13 protein-coding genes are annotated in these 12,301 nt (G+C 67.3%); 4 read left to right on the forward strand and 9 right to left on the reverse strand.

Features of this window, described 5'->3' with window-relative positions; translation table 11 throughout:
• Positions 1-263, reverse strand: a 263-nt coding sequence (locus P1J78_RS22435) for a hypothetical protein (protein WP_275569618.1), incomplete at its 3' end; no start/stop codon positions are given.
• Positions 264-439: 176 nt separating this feature from the next.
• A complete protein-coding gene (locus P1J78_RS22440) occupies positions 440-841 on the reverse strand; it encodes a DUF4864 domain-containing protein (protein ID WP_275569619.1) in 402 nt (133 codons plus the stop codon).
• A gap of 111 nt (positions 842-952) precedes the next feature.
• On the opposite strand from P1J78_RS22440, the gene P1J78_RS22445 reads away from it, so the two are divergent.
• Positions 953-1,843 carry a CHAD domain-containing protein gene (locus P1J78_RS22445; RefSeq protein ID WP_275569620.1) on the forward strand — a complete coding sequence of 297 codons (891 nt, stop codon included), beginning with the start codon at positions 953-955 and terminating at the stop codon, positions 1,841-1,843.
• Between the two features lie 7 nt (positions 1,844-1,850).
• Here P1J78_RS22445 and P1J78_RS22450 read toward each other — a convergent pair whose 3' ends face one another.
• Positions 1,851-2,570 (reverse strand): DUF4336 domain-containing protein, encoded by a 720-nt coding sequence (locus P1J78_RS22450; RefSeq protein WP_275569621.1) that lies wholly within the window; start codon positions 2,568-2,570, stop codon positions 1,851-1,853.
• Between the two features lie 19 nt (positions 2,571-2,589).
• Positions 2,590-4,167 carry a lysine--tRNA ligase gene (locus tag P1J78_RS22455; protein ID WP_275569622.1) on the reverse strand — a complete coding sequence of 526 codons (1,578 nt, stop codon included), beginning with the start codon at positions 4,165-4,167 and terminating at the stop codon, positions 2,590-2,592.
• Between the two features lie 99 nt (positions 4,168-4,266).
• On the opposite strand from P1J78_RS22455, the gene P1J78_RS22460 reads away from it, so the two are divergent.
• Positions 4,267-4,713: a tellurite resistance TerB family protein gene (locus P1J78_RS22460; protein WP_275569623.1), complete on the forward strand. Its 447-nt coding sequence runs from the start codon at positions 4,267-4,269 to the stop codon at positions 4,711-4,713.
• 108 nt (positions 4,714-4,821) lie between these two features.
• Here the strand turns inward: P1J78_RS22460 and dacB are convergent, their stop codons facing one another.
• A complete protein-coding gene (dacB, locus tag P1J78_RS22465; protein ID WP_275569624.1) occupies positions 4,822-6,327 on the reverse strand; it encodes a D-alanyl-D-alanine carboxypeptidase/D-alanyl-D-alanine endopeptidase in 1,506 nt (501 codons plus the stop codon).
• 36 nt (positions 6,328-6,363) lie between these two features.
• Positions 6,364-6,972, reverse strand: a complete 609-nt coding sequence (locus P1J78_RS22470) for a nicotinate-nucleotide adenylyltransferase (RefSeq protein WP_275569630.1) — start codon at positions 6,970-6,972, stop codon at positions 6,364-6,366.
• Positions 6,973-7,278: 306 nt separating this feature from the next.
• On the opposite strand from P1J78_RS22470, the gene P1J78_RS22475 reads away from it, so the two are divergent.
• On the forward strand, positions 7,279-8,151 hold the full coding sequence (locus tag P1J78_RS22475) for a bifunctional helix-turn-helix transcriptional regulator/GNAT family N-acetyltransferase (RefSeq protein ID WP_275569625.1): 873 nt from the start codon (positions 7,279-7,281) through the stop codon (positions 8,149-8,151).
• Between the two features lie 72 nt (positions 8,152-8,223).
• Here P1J78_RS22475 and P1J78_RS22480 read toward each other — a convergent pair whose 3' ends face one another.
• The gene (locus P1J78_RS22480) at positions 8,224-9,096 is read right to left on the reverse strand and encodes a class I SAM-dependent methyltransferase (RefSeq protein ID WP_275569626.1); all 873 of its coding nucleotides are present in this window, start codon (positions 9,094-9,096) and stop codon (positions 8,224-8,226) included.
• Positions 9,097-9,222: 126 nt separating this feature from the next.
• On the reverse strand, positions 9,223-9,456 hold the full coding sequence (locus P1J78_RS22485; protein ID WP_275569627.1) for a hypothetical protein: 234 nt from the start codon (positions 9,454-9,456) through the stop codon (positions 9,223-9,225).
• Between the two features lie 345 nt (positions 9,457-9,801).
• On the opposite strand from P1J78_RS22485, the gene ettA reads away from it, so the two are divergent.
• Positions 9,802-11,457, forward strand: a complete 1,656-nt coding sequence (ettA, locus tag P1J78_RS22490; protein WP_275569628.1) for an energy-dependent translational throttle protein EttA — start codon at positions 9,802-9,804, stop codon at positions 11,455-11,457.
• A gap of 8 nt (positions 11,458-11,465) precedes the next feature.
• Here the strand turns inward: ettA and P1J78_RS22495 are convergent, their stop codons facing one another.
• Positions 11,466-11,675, reverse strand: coding sequence for a hypothetical protein (locus P1J78_RS22495; RefSeq protein ID WP_275569629.1), 210 nt, complete (start codon positions 11,673-11,675; stop codon positions 11,466-11,468).
• Between the last annotated feature and the right edge of the window lie 626 nt (positions 11,676-12,301).

Below are 12,301 nucleotides of genomic sequence, written 5' to 3' on the forward strand. Positions count from 1 at the left end.
AGTGGTGCTGACATGAAACATCCTCCTGAACAGGATGAATCACAAACAGTCCCACAAGGGAATCCCCCGCGACTCAGGGTTGCCCCGAAATGCTCCAGTTCCAGGCAGCCCCCGAAATCCTGGTCCGCCGGAACGACGGCCGCGTTGGCCGCGCCGTCATATGTGGCCGAGCCCGGCGTGCCGTTCTCGCTCGACCATACGTCCAGCCCGTCGGCAAACGGCGGCGGCATCAGCGCCAGGCCATCGGTAATTGCCTTGTTCATCTGTAACCCCTTTCAACTCCATCCGGCCGACGCTTCCGCAAGGGCGGCCATGCCGCCCGGCCGCACGCAGCGGCCCATCGCTCTGTCGGGAAGGTCGGGCCAATGCGCCCGAAGCGTGAAAAGGGGTACCACGCCGCTCTCAACGGCGTGTTAACAAACCGTACGGTGCATGCCGCTCAGACGGCCGGCGCGGGCGCCTTCAGCACGTTTACCGCATTGATCTGCCAACCGTTTTCGGTCTCGACCATGAAGTATTCCAGGGTGAACAGCGCCCCCGACTGATCGGCGATCAGCACCCGCTGCACCATCTGCCCCGCCCGCGATTCCAGGTCCAGATACCGCACCTCCGCCGGCCGCCAGACCATCGGATAGCCCTCGCGGACCATCCGCCCGAAGTTTTCCGGCGTGCGGAAGATCTCCTTGATCGCGGGCGAGGCATGGCTCCACGCCGCCGCCACGTCACCGGCCAGGAACGCCTCCAGCTGGCTGTCGATCACCGCCTGGATATCGCCCTCCTGCGCCGCCACGGACCCCGCCAGGCCCAGCGCCAAAACCGCACCAAAGACCGCACTTCGCATCTTTGCCTCCTTTGTTACATGTCGAAGATACGTCTCGACCGAAGAACTGGTTTCACTTCGGGGACGGGAACACAGATGGACAGGCCGGCGTTCGAGCGGGAAGAGACTGACATGAGCTACACATTCGCCTCCTCCGATCCCTCCGTCGAGGCCGGCCTGCGCCGGATCGCGCTGGACCAGCTGGGCCGCGCGCTCTCCTCGATGGACAGCTGCGACGAGGATCTGCACGAGGCGGTCCACGACGCCCGCAAGCGCTGCAAGAAGCTGCGCGGGCTGGTCCGGCTCGTCCGCCCCGCCTTTCCCGACTACAGCGCCGAGAACGCCGCGCTGCGCGACGCCGCCCGCCGCCTGTCGCGCTTTCGCGACCGGACGGCGATGCTCGAAACCTTCGACCGGCTGGCCGACGCCCTCGGCGCGCGCCTGGACGCCGACGCCACGGCGCCGCTGCGCGAGGCGCTGGAAGACCGCCGCGCCCGCGCCGCCGAGGATCCCGAGCTGACCGAAACCCTCGCCGCCTTCCGGCAGGACCTGGAAGACGCCCGCGACCGCGCCGCCAAATGGTCGCTGGACGACGACGGCTTCGACGCCGTGGCCGGCGGCATCGCCAAGACCTACAAGCGCGCGCGCAAGGCGATGCGCCGCGCCGAGCAAAGCGGCCATGCCGAGGACATGCACGACTGGCGCAAGCGCGTGAAATACCACTGGTACCACGCCCGGCTGCTGTCCGACATCTGGCCCGCGATGATGGACGCCCATGTCGACGTCGCCGACGACCTCTCGGACGCCCTGGGCGACCACCACGACCTCGCCGAGTTCCGGGTGCTTCTGCAGGATCCGTCCCTGCCCGCCGCGGGCCGCCACGCCCTGTTCGAGCCCGCGCGCGACGAGATGGATCGCCTGGAAAGCCACGCCTTCGCCCTCGGCGCGCGCCTTCTGGCGGAGAAACCCAAGCCGCTGGTGAAACGCTGGGGCAAGTGGTGGGACATCTGGCAGGACGCCTGAGCGGCCCCTACAGCACGAACCGGAACGCCCGCCTCAGCTCCGCCACGCCGTCCCTCTCGTACCAGCGCCCGTGTGCGACGATCACCTTCTCCGGCCCCCAGCCGATCATCGTCTCCACGGCCGCGCGCAGCTCCGCCCGCCCCTTGCGAAAGGTCCACCGCATGTCGCGCGGCATCGCGCCGTCGGGATCCTTGATCCCCGCCAGCCAGGCGACGGGCGCGAACCACCACGGCACTCGGGCCGGCTCGAAGTTCTCGATCAGGTCGGTCAGGATCAGCGTCCGCGACGCACGGTGAAAGAACACCGCCTCGTGATGCACCGCGCTCCCGCCGACCACCAGGCAGTCGATCTCTCCCGGCCACGGCTCGGCGCCGTCCAACGCGCGCGCCTCCGGAAACGCGACATCGTGGTCCGCCGCCCGCTCCGCCACGCCGGGCGCAGCCCAGACGCTCGCGCCGGGAAACCGCCGGCTCCAGTCCGGCAGGTAGGCATAGTGAATCTGGTTCGGCGCCACCAGATGCGCCACCGGTCCCAGCGCCGCCACCGCCTCCGCCAGCGCCTCGCTCAGCCGGATCGGCGAATGCACCCAGACCGCGCCGTCCGCCAGCCGCACCACGGTCATCCGCGTCGGGAACGGCACGCCGTAGAACCGGATCGTCGGCCCGTCCACGACCCAGATGCCGTCGCCCACCGGCTTCAGTTCGTCGAGCGGCGCATAGACCTGCATGCCAGCCGCCCCGGCCGCCTCAGACCAGCTCGCCTTCCAGAGCCGTATCGATCAGCGCCACGGTCTCGTTCACCCCGTAAAGCGCGATGAACCCGCCGAAGCGCGGCCCATGGCTGGCGCCCAGCAGCACCTCGTACAGCGCCTTGAACCAGTCGCGCAGCGGCTCGAACCCGTGTTCCTTGCCCACGGCGAAGACCATCGACTGCAGCTCCTCGGGGTCCAGCCCGCCATCCCACGCCTGCAAGCGCCCCTTCAGGTCCTCCAAAGCCGCGCGCTCCTTGGCGTCCGGCGCGCGGAACACCTTCGCGGGCTTCACGAAGTCGTTGTAGTACCGCACCGCGTACCCCGCCGCGGCGTCCAGATCGGGATGCGTCTCCGGGCTCGCCTCGGGCGCATAGCGCCGGATGAAGCCCCACATCGTCTCGCGATCCTCGGCATGGCTGACGCTCGCCAGGTTCAACAGCATCGAGAACGGCACAACCATCTTCGACTCGGGCACGTCGCCCTCGTGGATATGATAGACCGGGTTCGCCAGCCGCTTTTCCCAGTCCTGGTCGGGATAGGCGCGCAGCTGCTGGTGGTACTCGTCCACCGCCCGCGGGATCACGTCGAAATACAGCCGCTTCGCCGTCTTCGGCTTCTGGTACATGAAATACGACAGCGACTCGGTCGAGGCATAGGCCAGCCACTCGTCGATCGAGATCCCGTTGCCCGACGACTTGGAGATCTTCTGCCCGTTGTCGTCCAGGAACAGCTCGTATGTGAAATGCTCCGGCGCCGGATGGCCCAGGATCTCGCAGATCCGGTCGTAGATCGGCGTGTTCGTCGAGTGGTCCTTGCCGTACATCTCGAAATCCACGCCCAGCGCGGCCCAGCGCGCCCCGAAATCCGGCTTCCACTGCAGCTTCACCTGCCCGCCCGTGACCGGCAGCGTCCACTTGCGCCCGTCTTCGTCGTCGAAGGTGACGGTGCCCTCCCTGGCGTCGACATGCTTGATCGGCACGTAGAGCACGCGGCCCGTCTCGGGATGCACCGGCAGGAAGATCGAATAGGTCTGCTGGCGCTCCTCGCGCAGCGACTTCAGCATCACCTTCATGATGTCGTCATAGCGCTCGCAGGCCCGCAGCAGCACCGCGTCGAACGCGCCCGACCTGTAGAACTCGGTCGCCGAGTAGAACTCGTACTCGAACCCGAAGGTGTCCAGGAACCGCCGCAGCATGGCGTTGTTGTGATGCCCGAAACTCTCGTGCGTTTCGAACGGGTCGGGCACGCTGGTCAGCGGCTTCTGCAGGTGCTCGGCAAGCATCTCGCGGTTCGGCACGTTGCCGGGGACCTTGCGCATCCCGTCCATGTCGTCGGAAAAGCAGATCAGCCGCGTCGGGATGTCGCTGATCACCTCGAAGGCGCGGCGGATCATCGTCGTGCGCAGCACCTCGCCGAAGGTGCCGATATGCGGCAGGCCCGACGGCCCGTAGCCCGTCTCGAACAGCACATGCCCCTTCTCCGGCGGCGCGTTTTCGTAACGTTTCAGCACCCGGCGCGCCTCTTCGAAGGGCCAGGCCTTGGACGTCATCGCAGCGTCTCGCAGTTGGGACATGATCTCTCTCGCAGGTCATCCGGCGGCAGGTTGCCGCGGTACAGGCGGCCACTCCCTATTGCCGGGGCCGCGCGGCGTCAATATTTACGGCCCCAGCCCATGCCGACCGAAGGATGTCCCCCCGTGTCCGACCCCGAATCCACCCTGTCGCCGCAGGATTGCCTGGTGGCGGTGATGATCGCCATCTCCGCCTCCGACCAGAACATCCGCACCGCCGAACTCGTCTCCATCGAATCGATCCTCGATCACCTGCCGGTCTTCGCCGATTACGACAAGGACCGGTTGCAGCGGGTCTCGACCACCGTCTTCGACCTGTTCAGCGAGGAGGACGGCCTCGACGCCCTGTTCGGCCTGGTGCGCGAGAACCTGCCCGAGAAGCTGTGGGAAACGGCCTATGCGCTGGCCTGCGACGTCGCCGCCTCCGACGGCCTGCTGGGCGAGACCGAGATCCGCTTCCTCGCCGAGATCCGCTACGAGCTGCGCATCGACCGCCTGCACGCCGCCGCCATCGAACGCGGCGCCCGCGCCCGCCATCTGCAACTCTGAGGCGGGTCCGCCGCCCCCCTGCATCGCTGCGCCATCGGCTGACACCGCCCTCTCCGCGCGCCCTGGCAGAGGCGGGGTGGGCGGGCGGGCGCCTCTGTCAGGGCGCGATCAGGCGCTGAACGCGGTGCCCCAGCGCTCCACCAGCTTCAATTGCAGCAGCCGCGACCGCGCCTTCCATGTCCGGGCGCCGTCGGGGATCTCCCCGTCCTCCTCCCGGATCGCCGCGCGCTGGTCGAGATCCGCGCTGAAATAGGCAAACACCAGCTCGCGCCCGCCCGGCGCCGAGATATAGCCCGCCAGCGCGCTCACGAAGTTCAGCGTCCCGGTCTTGGCGCGTATCCGGATCGGGTGATCCGGCAGCACCTCGCCCCGGTCGTTGCGCATCGGGATCTCCTTCATCAGGCCCGGCAGCATGCCCTGCTCCCGCGCCTCCGAAAGCGCGGTCACCATGGCCCGCGCGCTCAACCGCGAGCGGTCGCTCAACCCCGAGTGGTCGACCAGCGCCGCGTGCCGCGCGCCCAGCGTCTCGCGCGCCCAGAGGCTCATCCGCTCCGCCGATGCCTCCAGCGTGTCCGGCGCGCGCCCCCGCGCAACCGAAGCGGAAAGCCCCGCGACCTCGGCCGTTAGGTTCGTCGACCATTTCAGCATGCCGCGCAGGATGTCCTTCAGCGTCTCGCTCCTGCGCTCCACCCGGACCTCGCCATCCGGCGTGCCCGCCTCGAAATCCGGCTTCGGCAGGTCGATCCCGTGGGTCCGCGCCAGCGTCCGGAACACCTCGGCGGCATAGGCTTCGGGCTTGCGCACCGGCAGCCAGCGGCTGCCCCCCTGTCCCAGCGCCGGCCGCGCCACGGTCCATTCGTCGGCGCCGCCCGCGTCGGAATAGGTGTAGACCGGCATCGACCGGTCCACCACGCGCATCCGGGCGATATCGACCCGCGGGCTGTATTTCCGCGCCCGCGCGTCCATCGACACGGTGTAGTCGCCGGCCTCGCGCTTCCACTCGAAATGCACGCGGTTGTAGTTCAGGTTCAGCCCCGACACCGAGGGGTTGTAGCCCACATGCGGCGGCTGCGCCGGGTCGATCGCCGGGATCGAGGGCAGCGCCGTCGCGCAGACCTTGAAGCCGCCGGTCAGCCCGTGAACGCCGCCGTCCTTCAACTGCCGCGCCATGTCGCCCAGCGCATCGGTATCCAGCCCCGGATCGCCGCCGCCGACCAGCGCCAGGTCGCCCTGGATCACGCCGTTCACCACCGGTCCGGTGGCCACGAGCCGCGTCGTGAAACGATGCGCCGGCCCCAATGCGTCGAGCGCGTAAAGCGCCGTGACCGCCTTGGTCACGCTCGCCGGCGGCAGGGCCAGAAGCGGGTTCTTCGCCTCCAGGACCTCGCCGGTCCGCGCGTCGGCGACCATGAAGCCCACCTGCCCGGTCAGCCCGATCTCGGCGATCAGCTGGTCCAGCGGCTTCATCGCCCGGCGGGACAGCTCCGGGTCGCGCGGCGGCGGCCGCATCGACTTTTCCGGCGCGGTCGCAAAGGCGGCGCCCGCCGCGCTGCCCAACAGCGCCGCCAGCACCGCCCGGCGCGTCAGACGTCCCGGAACCTCCCCGTCACCCATCTTAACCAATGACCTTTTTCTGCGACTGACCCGGCCTCAACGCACCCAATCGCCGCGCGCCCGGATCTCGGTAGAAGACGAATTTACCATAGGCACATTAACAAAACACCAGCCGGGTGGCGACTGCTCCGGCAGAAGCCGGCTCTTCCAGGCCGGCAATCGTGCATTTACATATCGCGCTGCGGCGATTGAGCAACGCGCCGCGATGCGATCGCCCGGCCGCGCCATCACGCCAACGGGAACAGTCTGCAACAACCACTCCCATTGTTCCCACTTGTGAAACGATTCCAGGTTGTCCGAGCCCATCAACCACACAAAGCGAACACCGGGGTAAAGGCGTCGCAACCCCGCGACCGTCTCGGCCGTGTACCGCGTGCCCATCCGCGCCTCGATATCGGTCACCGCGACGCGCGGATGCCGCATCAGCCCGCGGGCCGCCGCCATCCGCCGCCCGATCTCCGCCGGCCCCTCGGCCTTCAGCGGATTGCCCGGCGACACCAGCCACCACACCCGGTCCAGCCCGAACCGCCGCAGCGCCTGCCGCGTGATATGCACGTGCCCGTCATGCGGCGGATCGAACGATCCGCCCAGCAGCCCGACGGTCATCCCGGCCCGCGCCACGGGCAGCCCCGCCCGGACCGGCATCGCGCCGCGCACCGGAACCTCCCGCAGCCGCGTCATGCCGGCCCCGGTCGGCCGCTGCGCCCGAGAGCCGGCCCACCGATCATACGATGTCCGCGGGCGCCCGGCCCCTGCACCGGCAACGGCCCGACGCAATCCAGACCCGACCGGACCGGCCCGATCCCCGGAATGGCGGCCAACCCCATGCGATGTCTCCGAATGTCCCTGTCGCGCGCCGGCGCACCGGCCGCGAGAGCCTAGGCCACCCCGCGCGCCCGGACAACAGCCCGCCGATTGACACCGCAAACTCGTTGACTAAAGACAACGACCATGCCGCCCACGCCCGTCGCCCGCATCCGCCGCTTCAACCGCGCCGTCACCACCGAAGTCGGCGCGCTCGACGCCTCCTTCCTCGGCCGCGGCCGCCCGCTCGGCGCCGCCCGCGTCCTGAACGCCATCGGCCCCGACGGCACCGAGCTCGGCGCGATCCGCGACGATCTGAATCTCGACAAGGGCCTGTTGTCCCGCCTGCTGAAGGGGCTGGAGGACGAGGGCCTGGTCACCCTCTCGCCCGATCCGGACGACGGCCGCCGCCGCATCGCCCGCCACACGCCGAAGGGCGCCGACGAATGCGCCCGCTACGACGCGCTCTCCGACGCCCGTGCCGAACGACTCCTCGCTAGCCACCCGAAATCCGAGGCCCTGCTGGCGGCGATGGACCTCGTCGCCTCCGCCCTCGGCCAGCACCGCATCGAGATCGTCGCGGCAGACCCCCGCGCCGACGACGCCCGCTACTGCCTGTCGGAATACTACGCCGAACTCGCCCGCCGCTTCGCGCAGGGCTTCGACGTCTCGCTCTCCCGCGATCCCGACGCCGCCGCGATGACACCGCCCGCAGGCGCCTTCCTGCTGGCCATGTCCGACGGCCTGCCCATCGGCTGCGTCGGCCTCAAGGGCCCCGGCCCGTTGGCCGAGGTCAAACGCCTCTGGGTCGCCCCGTCCGCCCGCGGCCTCGGCCTCGCCCGCCGCCTGATGGACGAAACCGAAGAGCGGGCCCGGACCCTCGGCATGACGACCCTGCGCCTCGACACCAATTCCGCGCTGCCCGAGGCCGTCGCCCTCTACCGCGCCACCGGCTGGACCGAGATCGACCGCTTCAACGACGACCCGTACCCGGACGTGTTCTTCGAAAAGCACCTCTGAGCCGCCGCGCTCGCGGCACGGCGAAACCGGCCGGCGCCGTCACGCGCCGGGGACATCGCGCTGCCCGCGACCTCAGGCCGGGTTGCGCGCCGATATCACCCATGACGAGGTGGGCACCCAGATGCCGGCTTCGTTCCGTTCCTGGCTTTCGAAGAAACGGCGCATCTCGTCCTCGATATCGGCTCGTTTCGCCTCCGCCAGCTCCTCGCCGGCCTCGCGAAAGACCTCGCCCGCCGGCCCGATCGCCAGCGCGAAGGCGATGCACTCGTCCGGGGTCGTGCCCACCATGATCTTCTCGTCGACACGGGTGAAACTCACGTCCTCGTAGCCCGCGCTCTTCATCATGGTCTCCACCATCTCCGGGTTGCCCATGGAAAACGGCCCCGGACCGCAGGTGTCCGCATCCTCTCCCGGCGGCGGCAGGTGGCGCAGCGCAATATCCTTCGCGGTCTGCCAGGCCGGGTTATCCTCGCGCCGCCGCCAGACGATATGCGTCATCTGGCCGCCGGGCTTCAGCGCAAGACGCATCCGCCGGAGCGCCGCCACCGGATTGGTGAAGAACATCGTGCCGAACCGCGAGACGACATAGTCGAACTCGTTCTCCGGCAGGGCGATCTCGGCATCGCCGCGGCGAAACTCGACATTCGCAAACCCCGCCTCCTTCGCATCCGCCCGGGCTTCCTTCAGGAAGGCCTCCACACAGTCGATCCCGACGACGCGGCCCTCCGGACCCACGCGCTCCGCGATCTGAAGCGACAGGTCGCCCCACCCGCAGCCGACGTCGAGAACGGCCATCCCCGCCTCGATCGGCAGCTTCGGCAGGACGGCGGCCGAGTGCCGGGACAGCCCACCCTGCAGGATATGCCGGTATTTGGTGAATTTCGGCTCCAGGACGGAATTCCAGAACTTCACGAATTCCGTGTCTTCTGACCTGTCCAATGCCATTGGAACCTCCCTTTGAATCGATGACGTAGCGTAACACACCTGGCCGGCTGCAACGAGGGGCAGCCGCGCCGTCGAAACCGCGAGCGGAACGACCCCGCCCCGGCGCGGCCGGAGCGGGGTCAATCCCTACAACAGGCCTCTCCCGAAACGCTCGGGCGGCGGCCACATGGCCCCGCGGCCGGGTTCCGCGGGCGGCAGGCCCACGTCGCGCCGCAGCCCGTCCGGCACGCCATGCCGCGGCGGCCGGTCGCGCGGCGCCGGCGCGTCGGGCAGCGCCCGCACCAGTTTCGCAAAGGCCCGCACCAGGCCGGCACGCCGGCGCAGGGGCAGGTAGGTCAGGGTCGGTTGGGTCATGGTCATCGAGGCTCTCCAGTCGGTTCTGGAAAGCCGCCCGTCGCGCAACCCGGACCATGGAACATGGGCATGAAAAAAGGCCGCTCGATGGGCGGCCTCCGGTGTCTGGACTATGTCCGCAAGCCGCTCAGCAGGTGTGGGAAACCCCGCGCCGGAAGATCGACTTGACTGCGTACATAAATCCGCTCCTGTTTCCGGCGCTTCGGGCCGGCCCCGACCGCATAGCCCGAACCGCGCACCGAGGCAAGACAGAATGTCGCACCCCGGCGAAGCCGCGCCGCCGCGCCCGATTGCCCTTTCCCGCCCGCTCGCCTAGATGAGGGCGAAACCCGGAACGGACAGAGGATCCTCATGGCCAGCTACCAGTACGTCTACCATATGGACGGCGTCTCCAAGACCTATCCCGGCGGCAAGAAGACCTTCGAAAACATCCGCCTGTCCTTCCTGCCCGGCGTCAAGATCGGCGTCGTCGGCCCCAACGGCGCCGGCAAGTCGACGCTCCTGCGCATCATGGCCGGCCTCGACACCGACTTCACCGGCGAGGCCTGGGCCGCCGAGGGCGCCCGCGTCGGCTATCTCCCGCAGGAGCCCGAGCTCGACCCCGCCCTCGACGTGCGCGGCAACGTGATGGAGGGCGTGGCCGCCAAGAAGGCCAAGCTGGACCGGTTCAACGAACTGGCGATGAACTACTCCGACGAGACCGCCGAGGAGATGGCCACGCTCCAGGACGAGATCGATTCACAGAACCTCTGGGATCTCGACGCCCAGATCGACATCGCGATGGAGGCGCTGCGCTGCCCGCCCGACGAGGCCAGCGTCGACAGCCTCTCGGGCGGCGAGAAGCGCCGCGTCGCGCTCTGCAAGCTGCTGCTCGAAGCGCCCGACATGCTGCTGCTCGACGAGCCCACCAACCACCTCGACGCCGAAACCATCGCCTGGCTGCAGCAGCACCTGATCGAGTACAAGGGCACCTGCCTGATCGTCACCCACGACCGCTATTTCCTGGACGACATCACCGGCTGGATCCTCGAACTGGACCGCGGCCGCGGCATCCCCTACGAGGGCAACTATTCCTCGTGGCTGGAACAGAAGGCCAAGCGGCTGGAACAGGAGGCGCGCGAGGACAAGTCGCGCCAGAAGACGCTGGAGCGCGAGTTGGAATGGATGCGCCAGAGCCCCCGCGCCCGGCAGGCCAAGTCCAAGGCCCGGATCAACGCCTATAACGACCTCGCCAACCAGTCCGAGCGCGAAAAGCTGTCGCGCGCGCAGATCATCATCCCCAACGGCCCGCGCCTCGGCTCCAAGGTGATCGAGGTCGAGGGGCTGTCGAAGCACCTGGGCGACAAGCAGCTGATCGAGGATCTGTCCTTCTCGCTGCCCCCCGGCGGCATCGTCGGCGTGATCGGCCCGAACGGCGCCGGCAAGACCACGCTGTTCCGGATGCTGACCGGGCAGGATCAGCCCGACACCGGCACGGTCGACTACGGCGACACGGTGCAGCTCGCCTATGTCGACCAGTCGCGCGACGCGCTGGATGCGAACAAGACCGTGTGGGAGGAGATCTCCGACGGGCTCGACATCATCCAGCTGGGCGACGCCGAGATGAATTCCCGCGCCTACTGCTCCGCCTTCAACTTCAAGGGCGGCGACCAGCAGAAGAAGGTCGGGCTGTTGTCCGGCGGCGAGCGCAACCGGGTACACATGGCAAAGCTGTTGCGGTCTGGCGGCAATGTCCTTCTCCTCGACGAACCTACCAACGACCTTGACGTGGAAACGTTAAGGGCGCTTGAAGACGCGCTCGTCGATTTCGCCGGCTGCGCCGTGGTGATCTCGCACGACCGCTTCTTCCTCGACCGCATCTGCACCCATATCCTGGCCTTCGAGGGCGAGGCCCATGTCGAATGGTTCGAGGGCAACTTCGAGGATTACGAGGAAGACAAGAAACGCCGGCTCGGCCCGGACGCCGTGGAGCCGAAGCGGATCAAGTACAAGAAGTTTGCGCGGTGAGATTTGGCTTAGCGGACATATCTTCCAACACGAGACCAAAAGCCATGCTTGCCGTAGCTTAGAACCCTGAGCTGTTTGACCGCTTCTTGTTCTGAAATTTTCCCCTGTTCCAAGAGCTCCAATATATTTGCAGCATCACGACGCAAGTCACCCAACACTTCCGACTCAGTCTTATGACCTTCTTCGTCACTAACCCTGACAGCATTTTCAACAGTCATAGGCCACCTTACAAGAGGTTCTGAATATGTTCGACAATGGGTTCACAGTTAACCACCAGAAGCCTACCACGTGTTCCGTGAAATGCATACGGTCTCGCGCAATCAATGGACAAAAAGCCACCGATCCTCCCGTCCCCGTCGCGACTCACGATAAGTGGTAAGATAAGAAAAGACCTGTAAACAACCGGTGAGTCCGTCGGACTCGTCCGAAAAACGCGATGCATGCGTTTGATGTCGTGGACAATTCTCGGCCCCGTTCCATTCTCGCATGCATGGTGCCCCAGTACTCCTTTTCCATCAAAGACCTTCCCTATAGGACGACTGTTTCCCGGATTCCTGTGACGGATTCGCAACTTTCGCCTGCTGATACCCTCATATAGCGCTATCGCGACCCCGATCTCCCCCTTGCGCGAATTTGTTACCTGACGAGAGAAATTCTCTATCACGCCTAGTGCAGAACGAACCATATCATCGCGCGAGGCTTGCGCCTTGGAGATCGGCGCGCACATCCTCAGCAGTTCACCTACCCGTACCAGAGTCTTTCGGGATTAACCAGGCGCATATCCCGCAGCCTGGAAATAGTTTCTGCATTCAACCGGAGAGAACAGGTCGCATATCCTGCCGAG

Source organism: Psychromarinibacter sediminicola (assembly GCF_029168335.1).
Taxonomy (GTDB): Bacteria; Pseudomonadota; Alphaproteobacteria; order Rhodobacterales; family Rhodobacteraceae; genus Psychromarinibacter; species Psychromarinibacter sediminicola.

Coding starts and splice junctions, on each gene's coding strand:
- P1J78_RS22440 (WP_275569619.1), bottom strand. CDS start 841: ATGCGAAGTGCGGTCTTTGGTGCGGTTTTGGCGCTGGGCCTGGCGGGG.
- P1J78_RS22445 (WP_275569620.1), top strand. CDS start 953: ATGAGCTACACATTCGCCTCCTCCGATCCCTCCGTCGAGGCCGGCCTG.
- P1J78_RS22450 (WP_275569621.1), bottom strand. CDS start 2,570: ATGCAGGTCTATGCGCCGCTCGACGAACTGAAGCCGGTGGGCGACGGC.
- P1J78_RS22455 (WP_275569622.1), bottom strand. CDS start 4,167: ATGTCCCAACTGCGAGACGCTGCGATGACGTCCAAGGCCTGGCCCTTC.
- P1J78_RS22460 (WP_275569623.1), top strand. CDS start 4,267: ATGCCGACCGAAGGATGTCCCCCCGTGTCCGACCCCGAATCCACCCTG.
- dacB (WP_275569624.1), bottom strand. CDS start 6,327: ATGGGTGACGGGGAGGTTCCGGGACGTCTGACGCGCCGGGCGGTGCTG.
- P1J78_RS22470 (WP_275569630.1), bottom strand. CDS start 6,972: ATGCCGGTCCGGGCGGGGCTGCCCGTGGCGCGGGCCGGGATGACCGTC.
- P1J78_RS22475 (WP_275569625.1), top strand. CDS start 7,279: ATGCCGCCCACGCCCGTCGCCCGCATCCGCCGCTTCAACCGCGCCGTC.
- P1J78_RS22480 (WP_275569626.1), bottom strand. CDS start 9,096: ATGGCATTGGACAGGTCAGAAGACACGGAATTCGTGAAGTTCTGGAAT.
- P1J78_RS22485 (WP_275569627.1), bottom strand. CDS start 9,456: ATGACCATGACCCAACCGACCCTGACCTACCTGCCCCTGCGCCGGCGT.
- ettA (WP_275569628.1), top strand. CDS start 9,802: ATGGCCAGCTACCAGTACGTCTACCATATGGACGGCGTCTCCAAGACC.
- P1J78_RS22495 (WP_275569629.1), bottom strand. CDS start 11,675: ATGACTGTTGAAAATGCTGTCAGGGTTAGTGACGAAGAAGGTCATAAG.